The 25659-nt window shown below is 67.2% G+C and carries 23 protein-coding genes; 12 read left to right on the plus strand and 11 right to left on the minus strand.

What is annotated here, in order from left to right:
* Nucleotides 1-18: 18 nt before the first annotated feature.
* Nucleotides 19-948, minus strand: a complete 930-nt coding sequence (locus RIdsm_RS18625) for a LysR family transcriptional regulator (RefSeq protein ID WP_057819019.1) — start codon at nt 946-948, stop codon at nt 19-21.
* 104 nt (nt 949-1052) lie between these two features.
* On the opposite strand from RIdsm_RS18625, the gene metF reads away from it, so the two are divergent.
* Together metF and RIdsm_RS18635 are read left to right on the plus strand one after the other, a co-directional pair.
* Entirely contained in the window at nt 1053-1925 is an 873-nt protein-coding gene (gene metF / locus RIdsm_RS18630; RefSeq protein WP_057819021.1) for a methylenetetrahydrofolate reductase [NAD(P)H], read from the plus strand.
* Nucleotides 1926-2073: 148 nt separating this feature from the next.
* Complete coding sequence (locus tag RIdsm_RS18635; RefSeq protein WP_057819023.1) at nt 2074-2571, plus strand: PaaI family thioesterase; 498 nt, start codon at nt 2074-2076, stop codon at nt 2569-2571.
* Between the two features lie 96 nt (nt 2572-2667).
* Here the strand turns inward: RIdsm_RS18635 and RIdsm_RS18640 are convergent, their stop codons facing one another.
* The 3 genes from RIdsm_RS18640 to RIdsm_RS18650 all read right to left on the minus strand — a co-directional run bounded on the left by RIdsm_RS18640 (nt 2668) and on the right by RIdsm_RS18650 (nt 7208).
* On the minus strand, nt 2668-3729 hold the full coding sequence (locus tag RIdsm_RS18640) for a DUF2235 domain-containing protein (RefSeq protein WP_057819025.1): 1062 nt from the start codon (nt 3727-3729) through the stop codon (nt 2668-2670).
* Complete coding sequence (locus tag RIdsm_RS18645) at nt 3707-6004, minus strand: xanthine dehydrogenase family protein molybdopterin-binding subunit (protein WP_057819027.1); 2298 nt, start codon at nt 6002-6004, stop codon at nt 3707-3709. The genes RIdsm_RS18640 and RIdsm_RS18645 overlap by 23 nt, the downstream gene beginning before the upstream one ends.
* A gap of 73 nt (nt 6005-6077) precedes the next feature.
* Nucleotides 6078-7208 carry a type III PLP-dependent enzyme gene (locus RIdsm_RS18650; RefSeq protein WP_057819029.1) on the minus strand — a complete coding sequence of 377 codons (1131 nt, stop codon included), beginning with the start codon at nt 7206-7208 and terminating at the stop codon, nt 6078-6080.
* Nucleotides 7209-7317: 109 nt separating this feature from the next.
* On the opposite strand from RIdsm_RS18650, the gene RIdsm_RS18655 reads away from it, so the two are divergent.
* A complete protein-coding gene (locus tag RIdsm_RS18655; protein WP_057819031.1) occupies nt 7318-7752 on the plus strand; it encodes an Lrp/AsnC family transcriptional regulator in 435 nt (144 codons plus the stop codon).
* Between the two features lie 6 nt (nt 7753-7758).
* On the opposite strand, the gene dacB is transcribed toward RIdsm_RS18655, so the two are convergent.
* Nucleotides 7759-9249 carry a D-alanyl-D-alanine carboxypeptidase/D-alanyl-D-alanine endopeptidase gene (dacB, locus tag RIdsm_RS18660; RefSeq protein WP_057819033.1) on the minus strand — a complete coding sequence of 497 codons (1491 nt, stop codon included), beginning with the start codon at nt 9247-9249 and terminating at the stop codon, nt 7759-7761.
* Nucleotides 9250-9308: 59 nt separating this feature from the next.
* The gene (locus tag RIdsm_RS18665) at nt 9309-9923 is read right to left on the minus strand and encodes a nicotinate-nucleotide adenylyltransferase (RefSeq protein WP_057819035.1); all 615 of its coding nucleotides are present in this window, start codon (nt 9921-9923) and stop codon (nt 9309-9311) included.
* Between the two features lie 210 nt (nt 9924-10133).
* Here RIdsm_RS18665 and ettA point away from each other — a divergent pair, with 210 nt between their 5' ends.
* On the plus strand, nt 10134-11786 hold the full coding sequence (gene ettA / locus RIdsm_RS18670) for an energy-dependent translational throttle protein EttA (RefSeq protein WP_057819036.1): 1653 nt from the start codon (nt 10134-10136) through the stop codon (nt 11784-11786).
* Between the two features lie 366 nt (nt 11787-12152).
* Here the strand turns inward: ettA and RIdsm_RS18675 are convergent, their stop codons facing one another.
* A complete protein-coding gene (locus tag RIdsm_RS18675) occupies nt 12153-12722 on the minus strand; it encodes an REP-associated tyrosine transposase (protein ID WP_057819038.1) in 570 nt (189 codons plus the stop codon).
* A 403-nt stretch (nt 12723-13125) separates the two neighbouring features.
* Between RIdsm_RS18675 and RIdsm_RS18680 the strand changes: the two genes are divergently transcribed.
* From RIdsm_RS18680 to RIdsm_RS18700, 5 genes are all read left to right on the plus strand, one after another.
* Nucleotides 13126-14298, plus strand: a complete 1173-nt coding sequence (locus RIdsm_RS18680; protein ID WP_057819040.1) for a geranylgeranyl reductase family protein — start codon at nt 13126-13128, stop codon at nt 14296-14298.
* 122 nt (nt 14299-14420) lie between these two features.
* Nucleotides 14421-14741, plus strand: coding sequence for a hypothetical protein (locus tag RIdsm_RS18685; protein WP_057819042.1), 321 nt, complete (start codon nt 14421-14423; stop codon nt 14739-14741).
* A gap of 120 nt (nt 14742-14861) precedes the next feature.
* Entirely contained in the window at nt 14862-15416 is a 555-nt protein-coding gene (locus RIdsm_RS18690) for a L,D-transpeptidase (RefSeq protein ID WP_057819044.1), read from the plus strand.
* A gap of 215 nt (nt 15417-15631) precedes the next feature.
* Nucleotides 15632-15838: a cold-shock protein gene (locus RIdsm_RS18695; protein WP_057819046.1), complete on the plus strand. Its 207-nt coding sequence runs from the start codon at nt 15632-15634 to the stop codon at nt 15836-15838.
* Nucleotides 15839-16182: 344 nt separating this feature from the next.
* Nucleotides 16183-16440 carry a YjhX family toxin gene (locus tag RIdsm_RS18700; RefSeq protein WP_057819048.1) on the plus strand — a complete coding sequence of 86 codons (258 nt, stop codon included), beginning with the start codon at nt 16183-16185 and terminating at the stop codon, nt 16438-16440.
* A gap of 45 nt (nt 16441-16485) precedes the next feature.
* Here RIdsm_RS18700 and RIdsm_RS18705 read toward each other — a convergent pair whose 3' ends face one another.
* Complete coding sequence (locus RIdsm_RS18705) at nt 16486-17163, minus strand: arylesterase (protein WP_057819050.1); 678 nt, start codon at nt 17161-17163, stop codon at nt 16486-16488.
* Between RIdsm_RS18705 and RIdsm_RS18710 the strand changes: the two genes are divergently transcribed.
* The 3 genes from RIdsm_RS18710 to RIdsm_RS18720 all read left to right on the plus strand — a co-directional run bounded on the left by RIdsm_RS18710 (nt 17162) and on the right by RIdsm_RS18720 (nt 21303).
* Nucleotides 17162-17848, plus strand: a complete 687-nt coding sequence (locus RIdsm_RS18710) for an ABC transporter ATP-binding protein (RefSeq protein ID WP_057819052.1) — start codon at nt 17162-17164, stop codon at nt 17846-17848. The genes RIdsm_RS18705 and RIdsm_RS18710 overlap by 2 nt on opposite strands.
* On the plus strand, nt 17845-20367 hold the full coding sequence (locus tag RIdsm_RS18715; RefSeq protein ID WP_057819054.1) for an ABC transporter permease: 2523 nt from the start codon (nt 17845-17847) through the stop codon (nt 20365-20367). Before RIdsm_RS18710 ends, RIdsm_RS18715 begins: the two co-directional genes overlap by 4 nt.
* 69 nt (nt 20368-20436) lie before the next feature.
* Complete coding sequence (locus tag RIdsm_RS18720; RefSeq protein WP_057819056.1) at nt 20437-21303, plus strand: inositol monophosphatase family protein; 867 nt, start codon at nt 20437-20439, stop codon at nt 21301-21303.
* A 153-nt stretch (nt 21304-21456) separates the two neighbouring features.
* On the opposite strand, the gene RIdsm_RS18725 is transcribed toward RIdsm_RS18720, so the two are convergent.
* The 3 genes from RIdsm_RS18725 to RIdsm_RS18735 all read right to left on the minus strand — a co-directional run bounded on the left by RIdsm_RS18725 (nt 21457) and on the right by RIdsm_RS18735 (nt 25655).
* Nucleotides 21457-22407: a GlxA family transcriptional regulator gene (locus RIdsm_RS18725; protein WP_057819058.1), complete on the minus strand. Its 951-nt coding sequence runs from the start codon at nt 22405-22407 to the stop codon at nt 21457-21459.
* 81 nt (nt 22408-22488) lie between these two features.
* Complete coding sequence (gcvP, locus tag RIdsm_RS18730; protein ID WP_057819060.1) at nt 22489-25338, minus strand: aminomethyl-transferring glycine dehydrogenase; 2850 nt, start codon at nt 25336-25338, stop codon at nt 22489-22491.
* Between the two features lie 14 nt (nt 25339-25352).
* A complete protein-coding gene (locus tag RIdsm_RS18735; RefSeq protein ID WP_057819062.1) occupies nt 25353-25655 on the minus strand; it encodes a hypothetical protein in 303 nt (100 codons plus the stop codon).
* Between the last annotated feature and the right edge of the window lie 4 nt (nt 25656-25659).

The raw sequence follows: 25659 nt of genomic DNA on the forward strand, positions 1-25659 counted from the left end.
TGCCCGGCGGAGTAGCCCCTACTCCGCCACCTCCGCCTCTTTCGCCCGCCGCTGCATCCTGACCGGGATCTCCCGCGCCAGCCTTAACAGATGCGCCATGAAGGGCTTGTCGCCGTCATCCTCGCGGATCGCCGCGTAAAGCCGCTTGGTCACGCCCTTCTCCGTCAGCGGCCGGGTGATGTAATCCGAACTCGCCCTTTGCTCGCGCAGCACCCAGTCCGGCAAAACCGCCACCCCCCGGTTCGACGCCACCAGCAGCAGGATCACCGCCGTCAATTCCACCTGCCGCACCGCCCGCGGCTCCACCCGCGCGGGCGTCAGCAGCTCGGTGAACACATCGAGCCGCGTCCGTTCCACCGGGTAGGTGATCAGCGTCTCGCCCCTGAGATCCTCCGCCTCGATAAACGCCTTCTCCGCCAGCGGATGCTGCGACGAGGCAACGAAAACCGGCTCATAGTCGAAAAGCGGCCGGAACGTGATCCCGTCCAGATCCTCCGGATCCGACGACACCACGAGATCCACCTCCTCCTTCTGCAAGGCCGGCAGCGCGTCAAACGCCAAGCCGGGCCGGATGTCCACATCCACATCCGGCCAGGATTTCCGGAACTGCTCCAGCACCGGGAACAGCCACTCGAAACAGGCGTGGCACTCGATGGCGATATGCAGCCGCCCGGCACTGCCCAGCCGCAGCCCGTCGAACTCGGCCTCCAGCGCCTCGATCTCGGGCAGCACCTTCTCGGCCACCCTGAGCAGCCGCATCCCCGCCGCCGACAGGCGCAAGGGCTTGGACCGCCTGACAAAAAGCTCCACGCCGGCCTGATCCTCCAGCCCCTTGATCTGGTGGCTCAACGCCGACTGGGTGATGTGCAACAGGTCCGCCGCCTTGGCCAATCCGCCCGCCTGGTGAACCGCCCGGATCGTTCTGAGGTGCCGGAAGTCGATGTGCATTATTAGTCCGCCTCAACTAAACCATGAATATTATGAAGTTGTCTCACGTTCCCGCGCCTGCGACAAGGGTGGCAAGCATGCCCCTTTGCAAAGGATCGATCACCATGAAAGCCCCCTCCGTCTCCTTCGAGTTCTTCCCCCCCAAGTCGCTCGAGGCCTCCTTCCGCCTCTGGGACACCGTCCAGGCGCTGGCCCCGCTCGAGCCCGACTTCGTGTCGGTCACCTACGGCGCCGGCGGCACCACGCGTGAGCTGACCCGCGACGCGGTCGCGACCCTGCACAAGACCTCCGGCCTCAACGTCGCCGCCCACCTGACCTGCGTCGACGCCAGCCGCGAGGAAACGCTCGCCATCGCCGACGGCTTTGCCGAGGCCGGCGTGAACGAGATCGTGGCGCTCCGCGGCGACCCGCCCAAGGGCTCGGGCGGCTTCACCCCCCACCCGGATGGCTTCAACGACAGCTGCGAGCTGATCTCGGCCCTGGCCGAAACCGGCAAGTTCAAGATCCGCGTCGGCGCCTACCCCGAGAAACACCCCGAAGCGGCCGACTCGAACGCCGATATCGACTACCTCAAGCGCAAGATCGACGCCGGCGCCGACGAGGCGATCACCCAGTTCTTCTTCGAGGCCGACACCTTCTTCCGCTTCCGCGACGCCTGCGCCAAGGCCGGCATCGACGCGCCGATCCTGCCCGGCATCCTGCCCATCGAGAACTGGAACGGCGCGCGCCGCTTCGCCGAATCCTGCGGCACCTCGGTCCCGGCATGGCTGGCCGACGCCTTCGAAAAGGCCCAGGCCCATGACGACGGGCGCGAGGACCTGCTCGCCGTGGCCGTGGCGACCGAGCTCTGCAGCAAGCTGATCGACGGCGGCGTCGAGCACCTGCACTTCTACACGCTCAACCGCCCCGACCTCACCCGCGACGTCTGCCACGCCCTCGGCGTGCGCTCCAAGGTCGAACTGCGCGACGTCGCCTGACACCGTTCCGACGGGGCTCTCCGCCCCCGTCCCTCCAGCCCGGCCGCAGCACCGCCTGCTGGCCGGGCTTTTTTCGTGCCGTAGCGTCAGGCTTGCCCCGCACGCCGCGGCCCACCTAGGCTCTGCCACAACGAAGGGAGCCCGCCGCATGTCCGACCCCCAGCCCCACGTCGCCCAAACCCTCGACGACCTGCCCGACATGGCCGACCTGCTGTCGCGCACCGGGCTCGAATTCATGCAGGACGTGCTCGCCGGCAAGCTCTCCGGCCCGCCGATCGGTGCCACCATGGGCTTTCACCTCGCCCATGTCGAACCGGGTCGCGTGGTCTTCGAAGGCACGCCCGACTTCACCGTCACCAACCCGATGCGCGGCGTGCATGGCGGCTGGTACGGCGCCATCCTCGACAGCTGCATGGCCTGCGCGGTGATGACCACGCTGCCAAAAGGGCAGATCTACACGACGCTCGAATACAAGGTGAACATCACCCGCGCCGTGCCGCTCGGCACCCGGATGGAAGCGGTGGGCGAGGTCAGCCACGCCGGCCGCCGCACCGGCGTCGCCACGGGCGAGTTGCGCGGCGTCGACGACGGCAAGCTCTACGCCACCGCCAGCACCACCTGCCTGGTCATGGACGCAAACCCCTGAAGCCGGGGCACCGGGCCTCACCGCTGGGGGCGCTGCCCCCAGACCCCCGGGATATTGGAACCAAGAAGAAGCAGGGGCGCGCGCAAGGCCCGGCTGTCAGTGTGCCGCCGCCGCCCCGGGCAGCAGGTCGTCCCGCCCGCGCACGGTATCATGCAGCCGTTCCGACCGGTCCTGCCCCACCACGCGCGCGCTGCGGATCAGGAAGATCTTGCCCCAGCCGCTCCACGTGCCGCAGGAGGGCGCGTCGGGATCGGCCGGAAACCGCGCCTCCCAGCCTTCGGGCAGGGCCACGCCGCACTCTTCCAGCTTGCCCATCATCCAGCGGAACGGCACGTTGGCCAGCGGCCTTGCCGCCTCGACCCCGCCAAGCTGGCCGCCCACGTCGCCGTGATTGCCGCGGAACCAGACCTGTTCGACCTTGCCGGGAAAGCCCTCCGGCGTTTCCCACAGGACCGGTGTGTAGACCGTCCGCCGCTCGTCCAGCGCCAGCGCGTGATAGCCGCGCTTGATCGCGGGCCCGAGGCGATGGTTGTGGAAGGCATGCGCCGGCTCCGACCAGCGCCAGACGATGGGAAGACGCAGGCCCAGCGCCTTGACCGTGTCCCAAACGCCGATCATCTCGATCTCGACCGTTTCGTGGCAATAGGCGGCGACAAAGGCGCGCTCGGCCGCCGTCTCGCCGCCCGCCTGGTAATGGCGATAGGCGGTCATGATGTTGCGCTCGGTCGCATGCCGCGCCTTCAGGAGCCCGACCTGGTCGATGATCCCGGCCAGCGAGCGCACCGCGTAGGCGCCCCGGGAATAGCCCATCAGGATGATCCGGTCGCCGGCGCGATAGCGGCTGGCAAGATAGCCGTAGGCCCGCCGGATCTGCCGGTTGATCCCGCGCCCCGTCACCACGTCGCCGGTCGAGGCCCAGTCCTGCCACTGCACGCCCGCCTCGTAGTAAAGCGACAGCCGCGCATGGGCGACCTCGCTCAACAGCCGATAGGCCAGCCCGGCATTGCTTTCATGGCCTGCGTCCAGCGTGGACATCGTCCCGTCGAGGATGATCACATGCGTGACCTGCCCCCGCGTGCCTTCGTACCGGCTCTGCTCGTGGCGCAGCCCCGGCCGAACCAGATGGTAAAGACGCTTAGCCCACCGTGTCCATTGCATCGTTCAGCATCTTCCATACGCGCGACGGCGTGAACGGCATGTCGGCCTGCCGCACCCCTCGTTGCCACAGCGCGTCGGCCACCGCATTGGCGGTCGCCGCCATCGCCCCTACCGTGCCGGCCTCGCCACAGCCCTTCATGCCCATCGCGTTGGCGGTCGACGGCACCGGCTCCGAGGTAAACCCGATCATCGGCACATCATCGGCCCGCGGCATCGCATAGTCCATGAAACTCCCGGTCAGCAGCTGGCCATCCTCGTCATAACCCACATGCTCCCAAAGCGCCTGGCCGATGCCCTGCACGCTGCCGCCATGCACCTGGCCCTCGGCCAGCATCGGGTTGATCAGGTTGCCGAAATCGTCGACCACCGTGTACCGCTCCAGCGTGACATGCCCCGTCTCCGGATCGACCTCGACCTCGGCCACATGGGCCCCGTTGGGGTAGGACCGGCCCGGCAGCGTCGCCGTCTCCTCATGCACCAGCAAATCGGTCCGCCCGTCGACCCGCGCCATCTCGGCGGCCTCCACGAAGGTCGGCGTCAGGTTCGAGCCCGGCGCGCGGAAGGTCTCGTCGTCGAACGCCACATCCTCCGGCGCCACGCCCATCTTCTCGGCCAGGTAGGGCGTGAACGCCTCGACCATCTTGCTCACCGTCGCCAGCGTCGCGTTGTTCTGCGTCGTCACCGACCGCGAGCCGCCGGTGCCGCCGCCGGTGGCCACCTTGTCGCTGTCGCCCTGCACGACGCGGATATTCTCCACCGGTATCCCAGTCTGATCCGACAGGAAGCGGGCATAGGCCGTCTCGTGCCCCTGCCCGTTCGACTGCGTGCCTACATAGATCGACACCGTGCCATCCTCGTGAAACTCCACCTTCGCGGTCTCGGTCGGGTTGCCGAGGATCGCCTCGATATAATAGCACAGCCCCATGCCGCGCAGCCGGCCCTGACCTTCGCTCTCGGCCTTGCGCGCCGCGAACCCGTCGCGATCCGCCGCCTCTTCCGCCTTGGCCAGAAGCCGCGCGAACTCGCCCACATCATAGGTCTCGCCGGTAAAGGATGTGTAAGGAAACTGGTCCGGCTTGATGAAATTCCGCCGGTGCAGCTCCCACGTATCCACGCCCAGCTCGCGCGCCGCCCGGTCCATCACCCGCTCCAGCGCATAGATCGCCTCGGGCCGCCCGGCCCCGCGATAGGCATCGACCTGCGTCGTGTTGGTATAGAACCCCTCGACATGCTGATAGGCGGTCTGGATATCGAACACCCCCGTCAGCACCTTGGAAAACAGCACCGTCTGGATCGGCTGGTTCAGCCCGCTGTTATACGCCCCCATGTTGCAGCGCGTCTCGACCCGGTAGGCGGTGATCTTCAGATCGTCGTCAAACGCCAGCGTCAGGTCATGCTCAAGGTCGCGCCCCGCATTGTCGCTCAGCATCGTCTCCGACCGGTCGGCATACCAACGCACCGGGCGCTCCAGCATCCGTGCCGCCTGCCCGACGAGATAGGTCTCGGGATAGTCCGGCGCCTTGGTGCCGAACCCGCCGCCCACATCCGGGATGGTCACCCTGATCTCTTCCGGCTCCAACCCGTAGATCTTCGCCCCGTTCCGCTTGGTGTTCCACACCCCCTGCCCGCCGAAGGACAGGTGCAAACGCCCGTCTTCCATGTCGGCCCAGGCCCCGCGCGGCTCCATCGGGTTCGAGATGATGCGGTTATCCCCCACCGACAGCCGCACCACATGCGCGGCCTCGGCAATGGCCTTCTCCGTGCCCTCTTCATCGCCCAGCGCCCAGTCGAACGCCCGGTTCTCCGGCACGTCCTCGTGCAGCGGCTCGCCACCGGCGGCCAGCGCCATGTGTACCGGCAGATCCTCGTAATCCACCTCGATCAACTCGGCCGCATCCCGCGCCTCCTGCAGCGTGTCGGCCACCACCATCGCCACAGCCTCGCCAACAAAGCGCACCCGCCCCTCGGCCAGAAGCGGCCGGCGCGGGGCGGCGCCCTTGCTGCCGTCGCGATTGTCCACCGTCACGGCGGCCAGCCCTTCGGTCACCCCCGCCTCGCGCAGGCCTTCGCCATCCAGCACGAGGTGCACCCCCGGCGCCTCCTTCGCGGCCTCCAAATCGATCGACGCAATCGTCGCATGCGCCATGGGCGAGCGCAGGAAATACACCCGCAGCGCCTCTTCCGGCGGCGTGTCATCCAGGTACCGGCCGTGACCGGTCAGGAAACGAACGTCTTCAAGGCGGGAGGCCGGTTGGCTCTTGCCGAATTTCTGCATGGGTCAGCGTCCTTCTGGCCTGTGTCGGGTCGAGCCCGACCCTAGCCCTTGGGCGCCCGGTGTCCAGACCCGATCAGCCCAGCCGCGCCACCGTCACCGCCTCGCCCGGCCCGTACCCGTTGAACCGGGTCGCGATGGCGCGCGAATAGGCACCCATGCCATCGAAGAGCACATAGTCCCCTTCCGCCATGTCGCCGGGCAGCGCCACGGGCGCCGGCAACCGGTCGAGGCTGTCGCAGGTCGGCCCGTAAACCACCCGGCTCACCGCCTCGCCGCCCCGCGCCGCACCATCCGGCCCGATCACCCGGATCCGGTCGCCCATGCCGATATCGCGCGCCTCGAACAGCCCGCCATAGATGCCGTCATTGAGGAAAACCGCCCCGCAACCGCGCAGCGCCTTGACCCGCGTGGCCAGCGTGAACGCCTCGGCCACCATCGCCCGGCCCGGCTCGCATACGAGCGCCGGCGCGTCCTCACCGAAAGCCCGGCGGGTCACCACCGCGACATGATCGAAAATCGCCTCCAGGTCCGGGGCGACCCCGTCCCGATGCGAGGCAAACCCGCCGCCGACATTCAGCCGCCTGATCCTGACACCGGCCGTCTTCGACACATCCGCCGCCGCCTCGATATAGGCGCCCCACGCCGCGGGGTCCGCGCATTGCGTGCCCGGATGGAACGTCATCGCCGGCACGAACCCCATCGCCGCCACCTCGCGCAACAGCGCCGCCGCCTTCTCCGGCCCGGCCCCGAACTTCTCGCCGAAATCATAGGCCGCCCCGCTCACCGGCAGCGCCAGCCGCACCGCGACCTCCGTCTCCCTCGGCAGCGGATCGAGCTTCGCCAGCTCTCCGAAACAGTCGACCGAGCACGACGCCACACCCACCGCGCGGGCCACGGCCACCTCCTCCCGCGACCGGACCGGGTTGTTGTAATGCAGAACCGCATCGGGGCAGAGCGCGCGCACCGCGTACATCTCCCTCGGGCTCGCCACGTCGAAGGCGCGCATGCCCGAGGCCACGAGGTTGGCCAGAACCTCCTCCCCGGCATTGGCCTTGACGGCATAGGTCACCAGCCCCGGAAACCCGTCCCGAAACCGCCGCGCCGTTGCCTGCAAAATCGCCGGAGAGAAATAGAACTGCGCCATGTCCGGCGTATGCCGCGCAATATGGCTGGCCGGGTCGGCCCATGTCGGGGTGTCTCGCATCTCACTGCCTCGCGTCCTGTTTTCTTTTCAGTCTGCGCGCAAATCTCGTCGATTTCATCAGGCGGATCGTATAAATTGACGCAAACTGTCGTCAGATCGCCAAGACACCATGCAAATCGACCAACTCGACCAGGCCCTGCTCTCGCTGCTTCAGGAAAACGCCCGCATGCCGGTGGCCGTCCTTGCCCGCCGCCTCGGCCTTGCCCGCACCACCGTGCAAGCCCGGCTCGACCGGCTTGAGGAAACCGGCACCATCGCCGGCTATACCGTTCGCCTGACCGACGCGCTGCGCGCGCCCCTGCGCGCCACGGCCCTTGTCAGCATCGAGCCGCGCAGCGCGCCCACCGTCCTCGCCCGGCTCGAGTCGCTGCCGGGCGTGCGCACCGTCCACACCACCTCGGGCCGTTTCGACCTGATCATCGGGCTCGAGGCCACCACCACGGAAGAGCTCGACGACACGCTCGACCGCATCGGCGAGGCCAAGGGCGTCAAGGGCTCCGAAAGCCTGATTCACCTCTCCACGAAAATCGACCGGCGCGGGTAAGCGGCCTCAGCTGCCGTAGACCCGGCCCCAGCGCTCCAGCAGCCGCTGCTGCAGATCCTTCGACCGCGCGTTCCACGTCCGCGCCCCCTCGGGCCGCGCGCCCGAGCCCTTGTCGAACCCTTTCCGAAGCTCGGGATTCGCCGTGAAGATCGCGAAAGCCAGCTCCCGCCCGTCCGGCGCCGTCAGGTACCCGGCCAGCGAACTGACGAAATACAGCGTCCCGGTCTTCGCGACCACCTTCACCGGGTGGGCGACATTGACCTGCCCGTTCGAGCCGTACATCGGAATATCCTTCAGGATCGGCTTCAACAGCCCGTCCTTGTGAACCTTCGCCAGCGCCTGCGCCAGCGCCGCAGACCGAAGCCGCGATGTCTCGCCCAGCCCCGAATGGTCGACCAGCTTCGCCCCCGGCATCCCCAGCGTCGTCTGCGCCCAGCGGCTCATCTCCTCGGCCGAGTCCTTCATCGACGCGGGCTTGCCCAGCCGCCGCGCGGTCGCGGTCATGCCGCACAGCTCGGCGGTCAGGTTGTTGGAATAAAGCAGCATCAGGCGCAGGATCTCGTCCAGCGTCTCGCTCTTGTGGGTCACCAGAACCCGGCCCTCCGGCGCGCGTTCCGGCGGCTGACCCATCTCGAGCTTGATCCCGTGCGACCGGGCGAAGGTGGCAAACACCTCCGCGGCATAGGCCTCGGGCTTGCGCACCGGCAGCCACCTTGCGCCGCCATTGCCCAGCGCGCCCCGCGCCACGGTCCAGGCATCGTGGTCGCCCATGTCGGCATAGGTATAGACCGGCACATCGCGCGCGGCGACCTGCATCCGCGCGACCGTCACGTCGGGGCGGTACTTGCCCGACCGCGCATCCATCGTCACGGTGTATTTCCCGCCCGACAGCTTCCATTCGAAATGCACGCGGTTGTAATTCAGGTTCAGCCCCGAAATCGCCGGATTGTAGCCGACCTCCTCGGGCTGGCTCGGGTCGATCACCCGCTCGAAGGGCAGCGCCCCGCCCCACACCCGGAACTTGCCACGCACCTCGCGCACCCCGGCAGCCTTCAGCCTGGCGGCCATGTCCGCCAGCTGATCGGTGTCCAGCATCGGGTCGCCCCCGCCGGCCAGCACAAGGTCGCCGTGCAGCACCCCGTCCTTCACCTCGCCCCCGGCCAGAAGCCGCGTCTCGAACCGGTAGTCCGGCCCCAGCGCATCGAGCGCGTAAAGCGCGGTGACCGCCTTGGTCACGCTGGCGGGCGGCTGGCCGGTATAGCCGTCATGGGTCTCCAGCACGTCGCCGCTTTTCACGTCGATCACCGAAAAGGTGACAACCCCGCTCAGCCGCGACTCCCGGATCAGCTCTTCGACGCTTGGAACAGAGCTTTCGGTAAATCCCCCGGGCCGTGCCCTGGGCCTCAGCGAAACATCCGGCGCTCCAGCCCAACTCAGGCTGGCGAGCCCCCCCAGAGCCCCTCCCAAAAACACCCGTCTCGAAACACGCTTCAACATATCGTCAATTATGCCAAACTTTCTCGCACAAACAATCCGCTACACGGCTCACGATACCGTCAATTGTTGACGTTACGTCGCCAATCCCCGGCTTCCCGAAGCTCGGTCGACGAAATCCCGCGCATCGGAACGTTCACGAAACACCAAGCGGGCGCCTCGGCCTGCCCCAGAAACCGGCTTTTCGCCCCCTTGAGCCGCGCAAAGCGATAGACCCGCGCCGCCTTCGACACCCGGGCGGAGATTCGCTGACCCGGCCGCGCCAGCACCCCCAGCGGCACCCGCTCGACGATATCGCGCCAATCCTGCCACTGGTCGAGCTGCGCCAGGTTGTCGGCGCCCATCAGCCAGACGAACCGCACCTTCGGCCGCGCCCGCTGCAACACGCACAGGCTTTCGGCCGTGAACCGCGTGCCGGCCTGCGCCTCGAAATCCGAAACGAACATCCGCGGATGATCCAGCATCGCCCGGCACGCCGCCATCCGGTCATCCAGCGGCGCGGGGCCCCGCGCCTTCAACGGGTTGCCGGGGCTCACAAGCCACCAGACCTGGTCCAGCCCGAACCGGCGCAACGCCTCGCGGCTGATATGCACATGGCCCTGGTGCGGCGGGTCGAAGGACCCGCCCAGAAGCCCGACCACCTGTCCGGGGCGCGTATGTGGCAGCTGATATCGCATCGCGCCTTTGTGACCGCACCGGCGCCCGGGTGTCCAGCGGTTTCGTGCCACCGGTCCGCCTGTGCCCGGGGCAGGCCGGGGAAGCCTCCGGCGGGGATATTTGGACCAAGAAGAAGCAGGGGCGGCGCAAAGCCCCTTTCCCCATTTGAATTTGCCGCGCGGCCCGGTTACATGGGCGCCAACCCGAGAGTTTTCAGGAAGAGAGCCCCAATGGCGCAGAAATTCGTCTACCACATGCAAGGCGTGTCCAAGGCCTATCCCGGCGGCAAGAAATGCTTCGAGAACATCCATCTCAGCTTTCTGCCGGGCGTGAAGATCGGTGTCGTGGGCCCGAACGGGGCCGGTAAATCGACCCTGATGAAGATCATGGCCGGGCTCGACACCGAGTTCCAGGGCGAGGCCTGGGCGGCCGACGGCATCCGCGTGGGCTATCTCCCGCAGGAGCCGCAGCTCGATTCGGATCTCACCGTGCGCGAGAACGTCATGAAGGCGGTCGCGCCGCAGCTGGCCAAGCTCGAACGGTTCAACGAACTGGCGATGAACTATTCCGACGAAACCGCCGACGAGATGGCCGCCCTGCAGGACGAGATCGACAGCCAGAACCTCTGGGATCTCGACGCCCAGGTCGACGTCTCGATGGAGGCGCTCCGCTGCCCGCCCGACGACGCCGATGTCGACTCGCTCTCGGGCGGCGAACGGCGCCGCGTCGCGCTCTGCAAGCTGCTGCTCGAGGCGCCCGACATGCTGCTGCTCGACGAGCCCACCAACCACCTCGACGCCGAGACGATCGCCTGGCTCCAGCAGCACCTGATCGACTACAAGGGCACCATCCTGATCGTCACCCACGACCGCTATTTCCTCGACGACATCACCGGCTGGATCCTAGAGCTCGACCGCGGCCGCGGCATCCCCTACGAGGGCAACTACTCGGCCTGGCTGGAACAGAAGGCCAAGCGCCTGGCGCAGGAGGCCCGCGAGGACAAGTCGCGCCAGAAGACGCTCGAACGCGAGCTGGAATGGATGCGCCAGGGCCAGAAGGCCCGGCAGGCCAAGCAGAAGGCACGGATCAACGCCTATAACGAGCTCGCCAACCAGTCGGAGCGCGAGAAGGTCGGCAAGGCCCAGATCGTCATCCCCAACGGGCCGCGACTGGGCTCTAAGGTGATCGAGGTCGAGGGGCTGAAAAAGCACATGGGCGACAAGCTCCTGATCGAGAACCTCTCCTTTTCGCTGCCGCCCGGCGGCATCGTCGGCGTGATCGGCCCGAACGGCGCCGGCAAGTCGACCCTGTTCAAGATGCTCACCGGGCAGGAAGCGCCCGACGAGGGCACGATCGACTACGGCGACACGGTCGAGCTCTCCTATGTCGACCAGTCCCGCGATGACCTCAAGGATGGCGACACCGTCTGGGAGGCGATCACCGGCGGCGCCGAGGTGATCGAGCTGGGCGATGCGCAGATGAACTCCCGCGCCTATTGCTCGGCCTTCAACTTCAAGGGCGGCGACCAGCAGAAGAAGGTCTCGCTCCTCTCGGGCGGCGAGCGCAACCGCGTGCACATGGCGCGCCTGCTGAAATCCGGCGGCAACGTGCTGCTGCTCGACGAGCCGACCAACGACCTCGACGTCGAAACCCTGCGCGCCCTGGAAGACGCGCTGGTGGATTTCGCCGGCTGCGCCGTGGTCATCTCGCACGACCGCTTCTTCCTCGACCGCATCTGCACCCACATCCTCGCCTTCGAGGGCGAGGCCCACGTGGAATGGTTCGAGGGCAACTTCGAGGATTACGAGGAAGACAAGAAGCGCCGGCTGGGCCCGGATGCGCTGGAACCCAAGCGGATCAAGCACAAGAAGTTCGCGCGGTAGGGAGGCCACGCCGCGGCGGCGGGGTCGGCAGACGACGGCGGTACCATGCGCGGGCGCCAATCCCGGCGCGGCCCTGCCGAGATCATCGTCGAGGGCCACAGGGGCTTTGCATCCTGCCTGTGGTCCGGCCAGCTCATGATAGCACACGTGGCGGCCCCTCCGGGCAGGTGGCGGCGAGGCCGACCACCGATGGTCCGTTGGCTCTTGCGGGGATGTTCGGCGCAACCGAACATCGTCTGCCCGTACACTTGCGGCGCGCAATCCAAACTGTCCGACCGCCCAACCGTAGGCCGGGCTTCAGCCCGGCCATCCTGCAATCCCCGGCCTGTCTCGACCTTGGCTTGGCGTGCCGGGCTGAAGCCCGGCCTACGCGGCAGCCCAGTTCGCCTCGACCAGCCCAAGCCGCACATCCCGGTGGATCGAAGAGTACGGCCAATCGACGGCCCGCTCCACGTAGCCATGCTTCACCGGATTGTCCCAGCAATAGCGCACCAGCCGCCGGTATTCGTTCAGGTCCCTGACATGATGCTCCCAGAAGCGCCGCTGCCAGATGGCAGATTCGCGCTTGTCCGCCCGTAGGCCGGGCTTCAGCCCGGCATACCGCCCCGCCGTGACAACCGGCAGCTCGGTCGGCAAGGCCGGGCCGTCGCCCGGCTGACGCGCCGCCTCGTTCAAGCTCCTGGAAAATCGCGCCTTGATCGAGCCCCAGCGGGTCGAGAAATCCGAATCGCCCGGCGGCAGGGTCCAGACCGCGTGGATGTGATCCGGCAGAACCACCCAGGCATCGATGTGAAACGGCCGCGCCGCGCTGGCCTGCCGCACGGCGGCGCGCAGCCGCAGGATCTCCTCCACCAACAGCCGGCTGCCGCGATGGGCAAGATTGACGGTAAAGAAGACGGACGCGCCGCCGCGGCGAGGACGGATGTAACAGGACATGCCCCACCTTGGCTGATTCCGGTTAAGAAACCGTTCCCGCCCACCCGGCAGACCGGCGGCGGTCCGTCGCACCGACGCAATACCGACAAAATACCGACGTTATACCGACGTGGATTTCCGGCACAAATCCGGCACCACAAAACCCCGCTCCCGCTCGAATTCCGGCAGATTTCCGGCGCACACTCCGTCAATCGAGGAGAGCAGCCATGCAACGCAACCCCACCCAGAAATGGAGCCACCCCCGCCGCCGGCCGGGCCGCATCCCGGGCTATCGCCCGGAAAAGCCCTTCCGCTTCCGCGACTGGGCCGCGTTCTGACATAAGCGCCTGTGAACAAGGCGCCTTTCCCCGCGGGCGGGGGTGTTCTATGTAACGCGACAGACGTTGCAAGAGCCTGACCGCGCATGCCCCATTTCGATCTCGTCATCCTCGGCGCCGGCCCCGCAGGGGCGTCGGCCGCGGTGACCGCGCGGAAAAAGGGCCTGTCCGTGGCGCTGATCGACAAGGCGCGCTTTCCCCGGCCAAAGCTCTGCGGCGGGCTGATCACCGGCCGTTGCGCCACCCACCTCAGGGATGTCTTCAACCTCGACATCGACCCGCAACTCTTTGAAACACGGCGGAATTTCGAGTTCTTCATGGACGGAAAGCCGCTCGGCCGGCTCGACGGCGTGCCGCCCACGCACCTGACCATGCGGTGGGATTTCGACCAGCTTCTCGTCTCGAAAGCCCTGGCCGCCGGCGCCGCCGATTACACCGGCCAGCGCGTTGAAACCCTCGACCTCGAGGCCAACCGGATCATCCTGCAGTCCGGCGAAACGCTCGGCTACACCTGCCTGATCGGCGCCGACGGGGTGCAAAGCATCGTCGCCCGCGCCCTCTTCGGCGACCCTTTCGACAAGTCCCGCGTGGGCTTCGCGCTCGAAATCGAGGCGCCCAGCCAGACGCCCACCCCCGACACGCCCATCCGCATCGATTTCGCCGCTGCAGACTGGGGCTATGGCTGGTCCTTCCCCAAGCGCGGCAGCACCACGATCGGGCTGGGCGGGCTGCATGACAAGAACCCCGACATGAAGGGCCATCTCGCCCGCTACCTCGATACGCTCCACACCGGCCAAGATGCCAGGGTCAAAGGACATTTCCTGCCCTTCGGCGGCTATCGCAGCGTGCCGGGGCGCACCAATGTCCTCCTCGCAGGCGATGCCGCGGGCTTCGTCGACCCGATCACCGGCGAGGGCATCGGCCACGCCATCCAGTCCGGCGCGCTCGCCGCGACCGCCGCCGCCGACGCCATCGCCGCCGGCCGCCCCGACACCGCCCTGGCCCTTTACCGCCCGAAGACCCGGCCGATCCGCACCGCCCTGCGCTCGGCCCGTCTCCTGCGCCCGGTGATTTTCTCGCCTGCGCTCAAGCCCTTCTTCGCCAGCACCTTCCGCGCCTCCCGCACGCTCAAGCGCGACTACATGCACCTGCTCTCGGGCGACGCCGAATATCCCCAGCTTCTCGCACGCACCGCGCTGCGCCTGCCCCGGGCGGCGCTGCGATGGGCGTTGCGCCGGAAACGCAGTGTTTCCCGGTAACACCATGGAATCACTTGGTTTGCCTGACGACTCCGAAGAATACTACACGCTGTAGTGTCAGTGGGGGCTGGCACGGGCATGCCGAACGCATCCCGACCGGCCCCGGTGCAAGAGGGTCCGACATGCGCGATACGGTCTTCGATGAAACAGGGTTCCCCGACGCGGGCTTCGACTGGGCGGCGACCGGCCGCACCGATGATCCCTTCGCCGACCTGCCGGGCAACACCGCAATGCCCCGCAAACCCGTGATCGTCTCCGATTTCGACCCGGTCGAAGACATGCTCGTCATCGCGCTGGAAGAGGGCGACGGCGAAGCCGTGATCGAAACCCGCCCCACCCGCGACCGGCGCGGCACCGATATCCTGCTCAACGGGCTGCGCGTCGCCACCGTCGCCGACGTGGCCGGGCTCACGCCGTCGGATATCGGTCAGATCCTGCTCTGAGGCTGGCCCCGCGGCCACACTCCTCGCACGCCTGTTTAACTGTCTTTTGACTCTTTCGCCGACATGGTGGCAAATTGCCCGGGTGGTGCATATGTATGTGCGCCCAATCAGGAGGCTGCCATGCTCGACCGACGCCATTTCATCGCCACCGGCCTGTCCATGCTGGCCGCTCCGGCCATCGCCCAGACGGCCGTCAAGCCCAAGTTCCAGCCGACCAAGGTGCAGATCAAGGCGCCCTATGGGCCCGGACAGCTGCTGATCCTGCCGCGTGCACACTTTCTTTACTATATCACCGCCCCGGGCGAGGCGATTCGCTATGGCGTGGGCGTCGGCAAGGCCGGGCTCGAGTTCCAAGGCACGGCCACCATCCAGGCCAAGCGCAAATGGCCCGACTGGCGCCCCACCGACGAGATGATCGAACGCGATCCGGGGGCCTATTCGAAATTCGTCGACAATGACGACTACCGCCAGCCCGGCGGCCCCAGCAACCCGCTCGGCGCGCGTGCGCTCTACCTCTTCAAGAACGGCCGTGACACCTATTTCCGCATCCACGGCACCAACGCGCCGCGCACCATCGGCCTGTCGGTGTCGAACGGCTGCATCCGGATGCTGAACGAGCATGTGAAGGACCTTTACGAGCGGGTCCCGATCGGCACGAAGGTAACAGTTCTTTAACCGAATCGGCGGGCCCGAACCGGGCCCGTCAACTGGTCAACTTTCGCTATGTCATACAAATTTTTCTTGTGTTAGCGCCGGAAGAGCGCCATATCAGGCGTGCGACGTTATCTCTATCGACCACCTGCTCCTATCCACGGCTCAGTCACTCGATCTAGCAATGACTTGCCGACCTGCCGCAATTCCGCGGGCAGACACAGACTAGGAGACGACACATGGCCACTGGCACTGTGAAATGGTTCAACACCACCAAAGGCTTCGGCTTCATCGCACCTGAAACGGGCGGCAAAGACGTGTTCGTGCACATCTCGGCTGTCGAGCGCGCCGGCCTGACCGGCCTCGCCGACAACCAGAAGGTGACCTTCGACGTTGAAGCCGGCCGCGACGGCCGCGAAGCAGCGACCAACCTCGCCCTCGCCTGAGGCGCGTGTTGAAAAGATAGAGAAGGGCCCCTTGCCGGGGCCCTTTTTTGTTGGGCCGCCCCCACCTTTCGCGGCCTGGCAACCGGCGACGCGGCCTGGTCCGTGACCGATCCGACACGCCCCCGGCGCCCGGATCAGGCGCCACCTTGCCCTCTCCTCCTCCCGTCCCTACTTACCCCACAACCCGAGGTCAGACCCCTCGGACCGATGGAGATTTCATGCAAGAGCCCCGGGCAACCGCCCGTTCCTGAGCCCCTCAAGGCCGGGAACAGCTGAACCGAAAGGCCCCACCCGCGATGCCGGGCGGGCCTGGTGCTGTACTCTCATGAGATCGAGACATTCCCTTGAACATATCAAAGCACGAACAGCGTGTTTTGCACGAACTCGCATTGGGTGGAGCCATCCTCCACGAACGCGGCGCTTCGGGCAAAATCCGTAAGGTCACCTGCGTCACGCGCGAGGGGCACATCCTCTCCGACTGCACGCTCGAGGTCTTCCAGCGCCTGAAGCGCCGGCGCCTCATCCACTCGAAACAGGGCCAGCCCTACCGCGTCTCGCGGCTGGGCATCACCACCGTCCGCGCCCAGTTGAACCAGCGCTGACGGCCCCTGAAAGACCCCGGCCGCCGCTTGTGAAAGGCGGCCGGGCTACTCCGCCTCGCCGATCAGGTCCAGCACCTTGGGCCCCATCGCCTCGACGATCAGGCCCACGCCCTCGGCATTGGGGTGTATCCCGTCCGACTGGAAATATTGCCGCGCCCGCGCCGGATCGCTCTCCCCCAAGCCCTTGAAGAAGCTCTCGAAATAGAGCGTTCCGTATTCTTCCGCCAACTCCGGGTACATCCCGTCGAAGGCCGCCTTGTACTCCGGCCCGTAATTCCCCGGCGCATCCATGCCCACCAGCAGTACCTCGACCTCCTTCGCCTCCGCCGCGGCCAGGATCTTGTCGAGGTTCTCGCGTGACACGCCCGGGTCGATCCCCCGCAGCAGGTCATTGCCGCCCAGCGCCACGATCATCGCATCCACCTCCGGCGTCAGGCTCCAGTCGACGCGCGAGGCCCCGCCCGCCGTGGTATCCCCCGACACGCCGCCATTGATCAGCGCCACCTCGGCCCCGTGCTCGTCCAGCCACCCCTGCAACTGCGGCACGAACCCCTGCGCTTCCGGCAGGCCATAGCCTTGCGTCAGGCTGTCGCCAAGGGCCAGAACCGTCACCTCCTCGGCCCAGGCCGGCGCGGCGGCAAGCATTATCACCGCCAGCGCCTTGCCCCGCGCGACCGCGACCCCATATGTCAGAAAACCTTGGAATTTCAGGCGCCAGTTCATGTCTTCTCCCGTTCTATCCCTTCAGGATGCATCGCTTTCTCTGCAGGGCAATGCCGGCCCCGTCCGGATACTTGATGCGATCTCCCTCGATGTCCACCGGCAAGAGACCGTGGGCCTGATCGGCCCCTCCGGTTCCGGCAAATCCTCGCTGCTGATGCTGATGGGCGGGCTCGAACAGGCCACCGGCGGCAAGGTCACCGCCCTCGGCCACGACCTCACCACCATGACCGAGGATCAACTGGCCCGCCTCCGCCGCGATCACTTCGGCGTGGTCTTCCAGTCCTTCCACCTGATCCCGACCATGACGGCGCTCGAAAACGTGGCGACCCCGCTGGAACTCGCCGGCGAGCCGGATGCCTTCACCCGCGCCGAGGAAGAACTCAAGACCGTCGGCCTCGAAAGCCGCATGAACCACTACCCCTCGCAGCTCTCCGGCGGCGAACAACAGCGCGTGGCGCTCGCCCGCGCCGCCGCCCCGCGCCCCGATATCCTTCTGGCCGACGAGCCCACCGGCAACCTCGATTCGGTCAACGGCTCGGCAATCATCGACCTGCTCTTCGGCCTGCGCGAACGCCACAACGCCACGCTCATCCTCGTCACCCACGCCCCCGAACTGGCCCACCGCTGCGACCGGGTCATCACCCTGACCGACGGCCGCCTCTCCAAGACCGAGGCCGCCGCATGAGCACATTGCGGCTGGCCGCGAAACTGGCATCGCGGGAACTGCGCGGCGGCCTGCGCGGCTTCCGCATCTTCCTCGCCTGCGTCATCCTCGGCGTGGCGGCCATCGCCGCCGTGGGCACCGTGCGCGAAAGCATCGCCACCGGCCTCTCGCAGGAAGGCGCCCGCCTGCTGGGCGGCGATGCCGAGATCGAGCTCACCTACCGCTTCGCCAACGACACCGAACGCGCCTGGATGGAGCAGACCGCCACCCGCGTCTCCGAAATCGCCGATTTCCGCTCGATGGCCACCGTCCCCGACGGCCCCCGCGGCCTGACCCAGGTGAAGGCGGTCGACGACGCCTACCCGCTGGTGGGCACCGTCACGCTCGACCCGCCCATGCCGCTTGCCGAGGCCTTGGCCGGCCAAAACGACACCCCCGGCCTCGTCATGCACCCCCTGCTGATCGAGCGGCTCGAGATCGCCCCCGGCGCCACCGTCCGCCTCGGTACGAAAGACTTCCGCCTGATGGCGGCGCTGGAAACCGAGCCCGACAACGCCACCGCCGGCTTCGGCCTCGGCCCCCGTACCATCGTCGCGACCGACGCGCTCCAGGGCTCCGGCCTCCTCGAACCCGGCTCGCTCTACTCCACGAAATACCGTCTCGACCTGCCCCCAGGCACCGCCCTGCCCGCTGTCGAAGCCGAAGCCAAGGACGTGCTCGCAGACAGCGGTCTGCGCTGGCGCGATGCCCGCAACGGCGCGCCGGGCGTCGCCGAATTCGTCCAGCGCCTCGGCGCCTTCCTCGTGCTCGTGGGCCTCTCCGGCCTTGCCGTCGGCGGCGTGGGCATCTCGGCGGCCCTTCGCGCCTACCTCGCCGGCAAGACCCAGACCATCGCCACCCTGCGCACCCTCGGCGCGGGGCAATCCACGATCTTCCTCACCTACTTCCTGCAAGTCGGCGCCCTTGCCGCCCTCGGCCTGATCCTCGGCCTCGCCCTCGGCGTGGGCGTGCCCGTCCTCCTCTCGCCGCTGATCGAGGCACAACTCCCCGTCCCGGCGGTCTTCGCCCCCTACCCGGCCCCGATGATCGAGGCCGCGATCTACTCGATCCTGACGGTGCTGATCTTCACCCTCTGGCCGCTGGCCCGCGCCAAGGACGTCCGCGCCGCCGCCCTCTACCGCGACGCGCTCGCCCGCGCCCGTGCCCTGCCCTCCTGGCCCTTCGTGGGGGCCACGCTGGCCCTGCTCGGCATCCTCCTCGTCGCGGCCGCCAGCTTCTCCGGCAACCTCGAACTCACCCTCTGGACCGCCGGCGGCATCCTCGGCGCCCTCCTGATCCTCGCCCTCGCGGGCCTCGGCATCCAGGCCGCCGCCCGCGCCCTGCGCCCCGCCGCCCGCGGCCGCCCGGCCTTGGGCTGGGCCCTCGCCGCCATCGGCGGGCCCGGCAGCACGGCAGGCCCCGTCGTCCTCTCCCTCGGCCTCGGCCTCTCGGTCCTCGCCGCCGTCGGCCAGATCGACCAGAACCTGCGCGGCGCCATCGCCCGCGACCTCCCCGACCAGGCCCCCTCCTTCTTCTTCGTCGACATCCAGAAAGACCAGATCGGCCCCGTCCTCGAGCGCCTAGAAACCGACCCCGGCGTCAGCCGCATCGACCAGGCCCCCATGTTGCGCGGCATCATCAGCCGCATCAACGGCCAGCCCGCCTCCGAGGTCGCGGGCGAGCACTGGGTCGTGCAGGGCGACCGCGGCATCACCTATGCCGATGCCGTCCCTTCCCGCACCACGATCGTCGATGGCAACTGGTGGGGCGAAGGCTACGAGGGAGACCCGCAGGTCAGCTTCGCGGCCGAGGAAGCCGCCGAAATGGGGCTCAAGCTCGGCGACGAGATCACCGTCAACATCCTCGGCCGCGACATCACCGCCACCCTCACCTCCTTCCGCGAGGTTGATTTCTCGACCGCCGGGATGGGCTTCGTCATGGTCATGAACCAGGCCGCGCTCGAAGCCGCGCCGCATACCTTCATCGCCACCGTCTATGCCGACGCCGACGCCGAAGGGGCGATCTTCCGCGACCTCTCCGACAGCTACCCCAACATCACCGCGATCCGCGTCCGCGACGCCATCGACCAGGTCAGCGACCTTCTGGCGGGCCTCGCCTCGGCCACGGCCTGGGGCGCGGCGGCGACGCTGCTGACCGGCTTCCTCGTCCTCATCGGCGCGGCGGCAGCCGACCAGCGCTCGCGCAGCTACGAGGCGGCGATCCTGAAAACCCTCGGCGCCACCCGCGCCCGCATCCTCGCCGGGCTGACCCTGCGCTCCGCCCTTCTGGGCATGGCGGCCGGGGTGGTGGCACTTGGCGCGGGCATCGCCGGCGGCTGGGCGGTCAGCCATTACGTCATGGACACCGGGTTCGAGATCGCCTGGGGCCCGGCGGTGCTGATCGTCGCGGGCGGGGCGGTCATCAGCCTGCTCGCCGGCCTCGCCTTCGCCCTCGGGCCGGTCTCGGCGAAACCGGCACGGGTTCTCCGCGCACAGGACTAAGCCCAAGTTGAACTTCCCGGCCAAGGGTGGCAATTCATGGCCCAAGCCAGCCCGAAAGGGGAATCGCCCATGCCCGACAGCCTGCCCATCCCGCTGACCTCGCCGCTCAGCCGCGCCCAGCAGACGAGCCTCGTGAACCTCGTCCGCCGCGCGGCCAAGACCGAGATCATGCCGCATTTCCGCAACCTCGGCCATGCCGACATCTCGGCCAAGGCCGACCGGTTCGACCTCGTCACCGCCGCCGATGTCGCGGCCGAGGCGATGCTCGCCCGCGGCATCCAGCAACTGTTCCCCCACGCCCTCGTCGTGGGCGAAGAGGCCGCGGCCGAAGACCCCTCGATCACCGACAAGCTGGCCGAGGCGGAACTCGCCTTTATCATCGACCCGGTCGACGGCACCTGGAACTACGCCCACGGCCTGTCGCTCTTCGGCGTGATCCTCTCGGCCACGCGCTTCGGCCGCCCGGTCTGGGGCCTGCTCTACGACCCGGTGATGGATGACTGGATCACCGCCGACGAGGGCAGCGAGGGCGCCATGCTCGCCCGCAGCCTCGGCGCCGACCGCCCGCTCAGCGTCTCGCGCGGGGCAGAGCTGTCAGACCTCTCGGGCTTCGTCCCCCTCTACGCCCTGCCGGAAGAGAAGCGCGCGGCGCTGGCCGAAACCCTGCCCCGCTTCGCCTTCACCACGGCGCTGCGCTGCGCCTGCCACCACTACCGGACCCTCGCGCAAGGCGGCATGGATTTTCTCCTCTCCGGCCCGCCCAAACCCTGGGATCACGCGGCCGGCGTGCTCATCACCCAGAAGGCCGGCGGCGTCGCCCGCATGCTCGACGGCTCCGACTTCGTGGCCGGCAAGATGGACAGCTACGTCCTCACCGCCCCCGACGAACAAAGCTGGACCCGACTGCGCGACACCTTCTCGTTCCTGCTGGATTGAGGGCGCAGGGGGGCCAGCCCCCCACGTTGAAATCAGAAGATTTCAACGCTCCCCCCGGGATATTTCCCACCAAGAAGAAGCACAGGCCCCGGCTTCTTCTTGGCCCAAATATCCCCGCCGGAGGCATCCGACAGTCAGACCAGGCGCCGCCGCTCAGGTCAGCCGCGCCCGCTGTCCACCCGGCGACACCCCGAAAAGCCCCCGATACACCCGAGCGAAATGCGTGGTCGAGCGGAACCCCGTCGCCACCGCGATCTCGGTCACCGACTTCTCGCTCTGCAACAGCAGGTTCCGCGCCCGCTGCAGCCGCATCTCGAGATAGTATTTCGACGGTGATCGCTCGAGGTACTGTCCGAAAAGCCGCTCTAGCTGGCGCGTCGAGATCCCCACCTGCCGCGCGACCTCCGCCGTCGGCACCGGGTCCTCGATCGACTCCGACATGATCTGAACCGCCTGGGTCAGGTGCGGGTTGCGCATCCCGTGCCGCGCCTGCACCGAGACCTTCTGCGTGGCCGAGGCCTCTCGCACGGTGTTGTAGACCATCTGGTCGGCCACTTCGTTGGCCAGGTCCGCCCCATGTGTCTCGCCCATCAGGTGGAGCATCAAGTCGGCGGTCGCCGTTCCGCCCGAGGAGGTGATGATCTTCTCATCCGCCACGAAGACATTGGGCACCAGCTCCACGTTCGGGAACTCCTCGACGAAAAGGTCGTGATAGGCCCAGTGGATCGCCGCGCGCATCCCGTCGAGCATCCCGGCATAGGCCAGAATATAGGCCGCCGAACACAGCGCCCCCACCGGCGTGCCATGCGACCGCTCGCGCCGGAGCGCCGAGAGAAGCCGCTTGGTCATGTGGTTGCGCATGTTCGAGCCCGCCAGCAGGAACAGCCGATCCGCCTTCACCGGCTGGTCGAACCCGCCATGCACCCGCACCACCGTGCCGTTGTTGCTGAGCGCCGTCTCGCCGTTCTCCGAGGCGAAACTCCATTCGTACAAGGGCTTTCCGGACACGAGATTGGCGATCCTGAGCGGCTCGACCGCACAGGAAAAGGACAGATGCGCAAATTCATCGACCAGGTAAAAGACGAAGCTTTCCGTCCCAGCCATCACCGCCTCCCGGACATGGGTTTATCCGGATGGCGATTAGAGGAAGCGCGGGGCTCCGTAAAGCCCCGCCAGACGTGGCCTTTACTCTGCTGCCTCGGCATACTCCTCCATCGGCGGGCAGGTGCACACGAGGTGCCGGTCGCCATAGACATTGTCGACCCGGTTGACCGGCGGCCAGTACTTGTCGACCCGGAAGGCGCCCGGCGGGAAACAGGCCTGCTCGCGGCTATAGGGCCGGTCCCACTCCTTCACGAGGTCTTCCATCGTGTGCGGCGCGTTCTTCAGCGGGTTGTTCTCGCCGTCGATCTTGCCGTCCTCGATATCCCGGATCTCGTCCCGGATCGCCAGCATCGCGTCGCAGAACCGGTCGAGCTCGGCCTTGGTCTCGCTCTCTGTCGGCTCCACCATCAGCGTGCCGGCCACGGGCCAGCTCATCGTGGGGGCATGGAAGCCGTTGTCGATCAGCCGCTTGGCGATATCGTCCACCGTCACATGCACGCGGTCGGCAAAGGGGCGGGTGTCGATGATGCACTCATGCGCCACCCGGCCCTGGCTCCCCTTGTAAAGCACGTCATAGGCCCCCTCGAGACGCTTGGCGATGTAGTTGGCATTCAGGATCGCCACACGCGTCGCCTGGGTCAGGCCCGCACCGCCCATCATCTGGATATAGGCCCAGCTGATCGGCAGGATCGAGGGCGAGCCGAACGGCGCCGCCGACACCGGCCCCTCCGCGCCACCTGTCGCCGGATGCCCCGGCAGATGCTCCGCCAGATGCGCCTTCACCCCGATCGGCCCCATGCCGGGCCCGCCGCCGCCATGCGGAATGCAGAAGGTCTTGTGCAGGTTCAGGTGGCTCACGTCACCGCCCACGTCGCCGGGCCGGGCGAGCCCCACCATCGCGTTGAGGTTCGCCCCGTCGATATAGACCTGCCCGCCATGGTCATGGACGATCTGGCAGACATCGCGCACGTTCTCCTCGAAGACGCCATGCGTGCTGGGATAGGTGATCATGCAGCCGGCCAGGTTCTCGGAATGCTGCTCCGCCTTGGCGCGGAAATCCTCGATATCGATATCCCCCGTGGCGCCCGATTTCACCACCACGACCTTCCAGCCCACCATCTGGGCGCTGGCCGGGTTGGTGCCGTGGGCGCTCATCGGGATCAGGCAGACATTGCGGTGCCCCTCGCCATTCGAACGGTGATAGGCGGCGATGGTCAGCAGCCCCGCATATTCCCCCTGCGCGCCCGAATTGGGCTGCATGGAAATGGCGTCGTAGCCGGTGATCTCGCACAGCTTGGCGTTCAAATCGTCGATCAGCTCCTTGTAGCCCAGCGCCTGATTGTCCGGGCAATAGGGGTGCAGGTCCGCGAATTCGCGCCAGCTGATCGGCATCATCTCGGCGGCCGAGTTGAGCTTCATCGTGCAGCTGCCCAGCGGGATCATCGCCCGATCAAGCGCGAGGTCGCGGTCGGCCAGCCGCCGCATGTAGCGCATCATCTCGGTCTCGGCCCGGTTCATGTGGAAGATCGGGTGCGTCAGGTACTCCGACTTGCGCAGCATGGCCTCGGGCACGCGGTACTCGGGGTCGAAATCATCGTCCTTCCGCTCGATCCCGAAGGCCCGCCAGACGCCCTCGACACTCTCCGGCCGCGTCGCCTCGTCGATGGTGATGCCGACGCGGGTCTCGCCCACCCGGCGCAGGTTGATCCCCTCGTCCACGGCCGATTTCATCACGGCCGCCTGCAAGGGGCCCACATCCACGGTAATCGTGTCGAAGAAGCTCTTCGGGTCCACCTTGAACCCGTTCTCCTCCAGCCCGCGGGCCAGCCGCACGGTCTTGCGGTGAATGCGCTGCGCGATGGCCTTCAGGCCCTTGGGCCCGTGAAACACCGCATACATCGACGCCATCACCGCCAGAAGCGCCTGCGCGGTGCAGACATTGCTGGTGGCCTTCTCGCGCCGGATATGCTGCTCGCGGGTTTGCAGGGCAAGGCGATAGGCCCGGTTGCCGTGGCTGTCCACCGACACGCCCACGATCCGCCCCGGCATCGCCCGCTTCATCGACTCGCGGCACGCCATGTAGGCCGCGTGCGGCCCGCCATAGCCCATCGGCACACCGAAACGCTGGGTGCTGCCCACGGCGATATCCGCCCCCATCGCCCCCGGCTCCTTCAAAAGCGTCAAAGACAACGGATCGGCGGACACCACCCCGATCCCGTTCTGCTCATGCAGCGCCGCGATCTGCTCGCTGAAATCGCGCACATGGCCATAGGTGCCCGGATACTGGAAGATCGCGCCAAAGACCTGCGACGCGTCCATCTTGTCGGGGTTGCCGACGATGACCTCGATCCCCAGCGGCTCGGCCCGGGTCTTGATCACGGCGATGTTCTGCGGGTGGCAGTCGCGGTCGACAAAGAACGCCTTGGCCTTCGATTTCGACACCCTTTGCGCCATGGTCATCGCCTCGGCACAGGCCGTCGCCTCGTCGAGAAGCGAGGCATTGGCAATCTCCAGCCCGGTCAAATCGCTCACCATGGTCTGGAAGTTCAGCAGCGCCTCGAGCCGACCCTGGCTGATCTCGGGCTGGTAGGGCGTGTAGGAGGTGTACCACGCCGGGTTCTCCAGGATATTCCGCTGGATCGCCGGCGGCGTCACCGTGCCGTGATAGCCCTGCCCGATCAGGCTCACCAGCACCTTGTTCTTCGACGAGGTTTCGCGCATGGAATGCAGCAATTCCCGCTCCGACTTGGGCTTGCCGAAATCGAGCGGCTTGTCCTGCCGGATCGCCTTCGGCACCGTCTCGTCGATCAGCGCATTGAGGCTGTCGGCCCCGACCACCTTCAGCATCTCGTCCATCTCTTCCGGAGAGGGGCCGATATGCCGGCGGTTGGCGAAATCGTAGGGCAGGTACTCGGTGGGTTTGAAGGGCATATCGTTCCTCTCCACTAGGTGGCGTTTCGGCGTTCGGTGGTGTGCTTCAGGGCCGTTTCGAATATCATCCGCGCGCCGCGGGCGTTGATGAACGCCTCGGCACCGGAACGATTGAAATAGCCCTTCAGCTCGGCGTTACTGCACGTTGCGAGAAGCCGTTCGAGTGTTCGGCGAAGCCGCAGCCTCTCCTTGACGTCAAGGCCATCGACCATTTCGGCAATGGCCTCGTCGAGCGAGCCATGGATCAGGAATGTGTCCTGATCAAACACGTGGCCCAGATGTTGCAGGGCCTCCCGCTCCTCGCTTGTGAGCCGCATGACA

It is taken from the genome of Roseovarius indicus (assembly GCF_008728195.1).
GTDB lineage: Bacteria > Pseudomonadota > Alphaproteobacteria > Rhodobacterales > Rhodobacteraceae > Roseovarius > Roseovarius indicus.

Bases quoted from the DNA above. Each gene is read 5' to 3' on its own strand.
- RIdsm_RS18655 (WP_057819031.1), top strand. From the start codon at position 7,318: ATGCAAATCGACCAACTCGACCAGGCCCTGCTCTCGCTGCTTCAGGAA.
- RIdsm_RS18635 (WP_057819023.1), top strand. From the start codon at position 2,074: ATGTCCGACCCCCAGCCCCACGTCGCCCAAACCCTCGACGACCTGCCC.
- RIdsm_RS18725 (WP_057819058.1), bottom strand. From the start codon at position 22,407: ATGGCTGGGACGGAAAGCTTCGTCTTTTACCTGGTCGATGAATTTGCG.
- RIdsm_RS18640 (WP_057819025.1), bottom strand. From the start codon at position 3,729: ATGCAATGGACACGGTGGGCTAAGCGTCTTTACCATCTGGTTCGGCCG.
- metF (WP_057819021.1), top strand. From the start codon at position 1,053: ATGAAAGCCCCCTCCGTCTCCTTCGAGTTCTTCCCCCCCAAGTCGCTC.
- RIdsm_RS18665 (WP_057819035.1), bottom strand. From the start codon at position 9,923: ATGCGATATCAGCTGCCACATACGCGCCCCGGACAGGTGGTCGGGCTT.
- RIdsm_RS18675 (WP_057819038.1), bottom strand. From the start codon at position 12,722: ATGTCCTGTTACATCCGTCCTCGCCGCGGCGGCGCGTCCGTCTTCTTT.
- RIdsm_RS18650 (WP_057819029.1), bottom strand. From the start codon at position 7,208: ATGCGAGACACCCCGACATGGGCCGACCCGGCCAGCCATATTGCGCGG.
- RIdsm_RS18715 (WP_057819054.1), top strand. From the start codon at position 17,845: ATGAGCACATTGCGGCTGGCCGCGAAACTGGCATCGCGGGAACTGCGC.
- gcvP (WP_057819060.1), bottom strand. From the start codon at position 25,338: ATGCCCTTCAAACCCACCGAGTACCTGCCCTACGATTTCGCCAACCGC.
- RIdsm_RS18720 (WP_057819056.1), top strand. From the start codon at position 20,437: ATGCCCGACAGCCTGCCCATCCCGCTGACCTCGCCGCTCAGCCGCGCC.
- ettA (WP_057819036.1), top strand. From the start codon at position 10,134: ATGGCGCAGAAATTCGTCTACCACATGCAAGGCGTGTCCAAGGCCTAT.
- dacB (WP_057819033.1), bottom strand. From the start codon at position 9,249: ATGTTGAAGCGTGTTTCGAGACGGGTGTTTTTGGGAGGGGCTCTGGGG.
- RIdsm_RS18705 (WP_057819050.1), bottom strand. From the start codon at position 17,163: ATGAACTGGCGCCTGAAATTCCAAGGTTTTCTGACATATGGGGTCGCG.
- RIdsm_RS18690 (WP_057819044.1), top strand. From the start codon at position 14,862: ATGCTCGACCGACGCCATTTCATCGCCACCGGCCTGTCCATGCTGGCC.
- RIdsm_RS18710 (WP_057819052.1), top strand. From the start codon at position 17,162: ATGTCTTCTCCCGTTCTATCCCTTCAGGATGCATCGCTTTCTCTGCAG.
- RIdsm_RS18680 (WP_057819040.1), top strand. From the start codon at position 13,126: ATGCCCCATTTCGATCTCGTCATCCTCGGCGCCGGCCCCGCAGGGGCG.
- RIdsm_RS18645 (WP_057819027.1), bottom strand. From the start codon at position 6,004: ATGCAGAAATTCGGCAAGAGCCAACCGGCCTCCCGCCTTGAAGACGTT.
- RIdsm_RS18625 (WP_057819019.1), bottom strand. From the start codon at position 948: ATGCACATCGACTTCCGGCACCTCAGAACGATCCGGGCGGTTCACCAG.
- RIdsm_RS18735 (WP_057819062.1), bottom strand. From the start codon at position 25,655: ATGCGGCTCACAAGCGAGGAGCGGGAGGCCCTGCAACATCTGGGCCAC.
- RIdsm_RS18685 (WP_057819042.1), top strand. From the start codon at position 14,421: ATGCGCGATACGGTCTTCGATGAAACAGGGTTCCCCGACGCGGGCTTC.
- RIdsm_RS18695 (WP_057819046.1), top strand. From the start codon at position 15,632: ATGGCCACTGGCACTGTGAAATGGTTCAACACCACCAAAGGCTTCGGC.